Raw genomic sequence first — 1,706 nt, 5'->3', positions numbered from 1 at the left:
GCCGGGGCGGCGACCGCGCGTGCCGGCGGGGCGGCTCCTGCCGTACCCAGGCCGGCGGGACAGGCTACGGCCCCGGCGCAGACCGGTGCGGCCCCGGTGAGCAGCGCGATCGCGGCGGCACGGGCGGCTGCTGCGGCGGCTGCCGCCGGCACCGCCAAGGGGCCCCGGTCCGCCCAGCCGGCACGCCGGACGGCGGACGCCGACTGGGCCGGTGAGCCACCGTACGACCCGGACTACGACGGGCCGGGGCGTGGCGGTGGACGCTCGCAGCCCACGACGGCTCCGGCCTACGAGGGGTTCGATCCGGGTGACGAACCGCTGGACGAGGTGATCGACGAGCGGACCGCCCGGCAGTCGAGCGAGGAGCAGGCGGTGCAGTTGCTCCGGGAGGCGTTCGGGGCCGAGAAGATCGACGAGGTGGACGCGCGCTGACCCGCCGTCGCCCGGACCGGAGACCACCGGCCGTGCCCGACTAGGCTGGGCGCGGCCGAGCAGACGAGTGCGAGAAGGAGCCATCCGTGCGCCCAGGTGGACAGCCGAACATGCAGCAGATGCTGAAGCAGGCGCAGAAGATGCAGCAGCAGATCGCCAAGGCGCAGGCCGAACTGGCCGAGGCCGAGCTGACCGGCACCGCCGGCGGCGGCCTGGTCACCGCGACCGTGTCCGGCTCCGGCGAGGTCAAGAGCATCAGGATCGATCCGAAGGCGGTCGACCCGGAGGACGTCGAGACCCTGGAGGACCTGGTCGTCGCGGCCCTGCACAACGCCGCCGAGGCGGCCAAGGAGCTGACCGACCAGAAGATGGGCCCGGTGGCCGGCGGCATGGGCGGCCTCGGCCTGCCCGGATTCTGACCCGCAGATGTACGAGGGTGCCATCCAGGACCTGATCGACGAGTTGGGGCGGCTGCCGGGCGTCGGCCCGAAGAGCGCCCAACGCATCGCCTTCCACGTCCTGTCGGCGGACCCGGCCGACGTCACCCGGCTCGCCGGTGCGCTGCGCAAGGTCAAGGACCTGGTCCGGTTCTGCACCACCTGCTTCAACGTCGCCGAGTCGGAGCAGTGCCGGATCTGCCGCGATCCGCGCCGCACCGACGAGGTGATCTGCGTGGTCGAGGAACCGAAGGACGTGGTGGCGATCGAGCGGACCGGTGAGTTCCGAGGCCGCTACCACGTGCTCGGCGGGGCGATCAATCCGCTGGAGGGGATCGGCCCGGACAACCTGCGCATCCGCGAGCTGATGAGCCGGCTCAGCGCGGGGACGATCCGCGAGCTGATCCTCGCCACCGACCCGAACACCGAGGGCGAGGCGACCGCGACGTACCTGGCGTTGATGGTCAAGCCGATGGGTATCGCGGTGACCCGCCTGGCCAGCGGCCTGCCGGTCGGCGGCGACCTGGAGTACGCCGACGAGATCACCCTGGGTCGGGCCTTCGAGGGTCGCCGCGCGGTCTGACCCTCGCCGATCACCGGACCGGCCGGTGGAGACACGCCGATGGCCGGCACCCCGGGCGGGGTGCCGGCCATCGTGTCGTACGGGTCAGCTGTTCCAGTGCTGGGCGACGAGGTCGGCGGCCTGGGTTTCCCACTGGGCGTAGTGGTCGGGGTACGCCGACACCTGCACCGTCTGGGCGGCCTTGGTCAGGGGCATGTCCTGCCAGCCGTCGACCTGCTTGAGGCCCTTGAGGAACGCCATCGTGGCGTACTCGG

2 protein-coding genes and 1 pseudogene are annotated in these 1,706 nt (G+C 72.6%); all 3 read left to right on the top strand.

The window, feature by feature from the left end; translation table 11 throughout:
• Positions 1–432: pseudogene (locus H1A17_RS34015) on the top strand (DNA polymerase III subunit gamma and tau); the annotation flags it as partial.
• A 110-nt stretch (positions 433–542) separates the two neighbouring features.
• The gene (locus tag H1A17_RS34010; protein WP_228544755.1) at positions 543–851 is read left to right on the top strand and encodes a YbaB/EbfC family nucleoid-associated protein; all 309 of its coding nucleotides are present in this window, start codon (positions 543–545) and stop codon (positions 849–851) included.
• A 7-nt stretch (positions 852–858) separates the two neighbouring features.
• Positions 859–1,452, top strand: coding sequence for a recombination mediator RecR (gene recR / locus H1A17_RS34005; protein ID WP_088647762.1), 594 nt, complete (start codon positions 859–861; stop codon positions 1,450–1,452).
• Positions 1,453–1,706: the final 254 nt, after the last annotated feature.

This window comes from Micromonospora sp. S-DT3-3-22, from assembly GCF_015354745.1.
Lineage (GTDB): Bacteria > Actinomycetota > Actinomycetes > Mycobacteriales > Micromonosporaceae > Micromonospora > Micromonospora wenchangensis.
Note: the sequence above shows the minus strand (reverse complement) of the source record. Positions and strands in the feature narration are given on the sequence as shown.

Coding starts and splice junctions, on each gene's coding strand:
- recR (WP_088647762.1), top strand. CDS start 859: ATGTACGAGGGTGCCATCCAGGACCTGATCGACGAGTTGGGGCGGCTG.
- H1A17_RS34010 (WP_228544755.1), top strand. CDS start 543: ATGCAGCAGATGCTGAAGCAGGCGCAGAAGATGCAGCAGCAGATCGCC.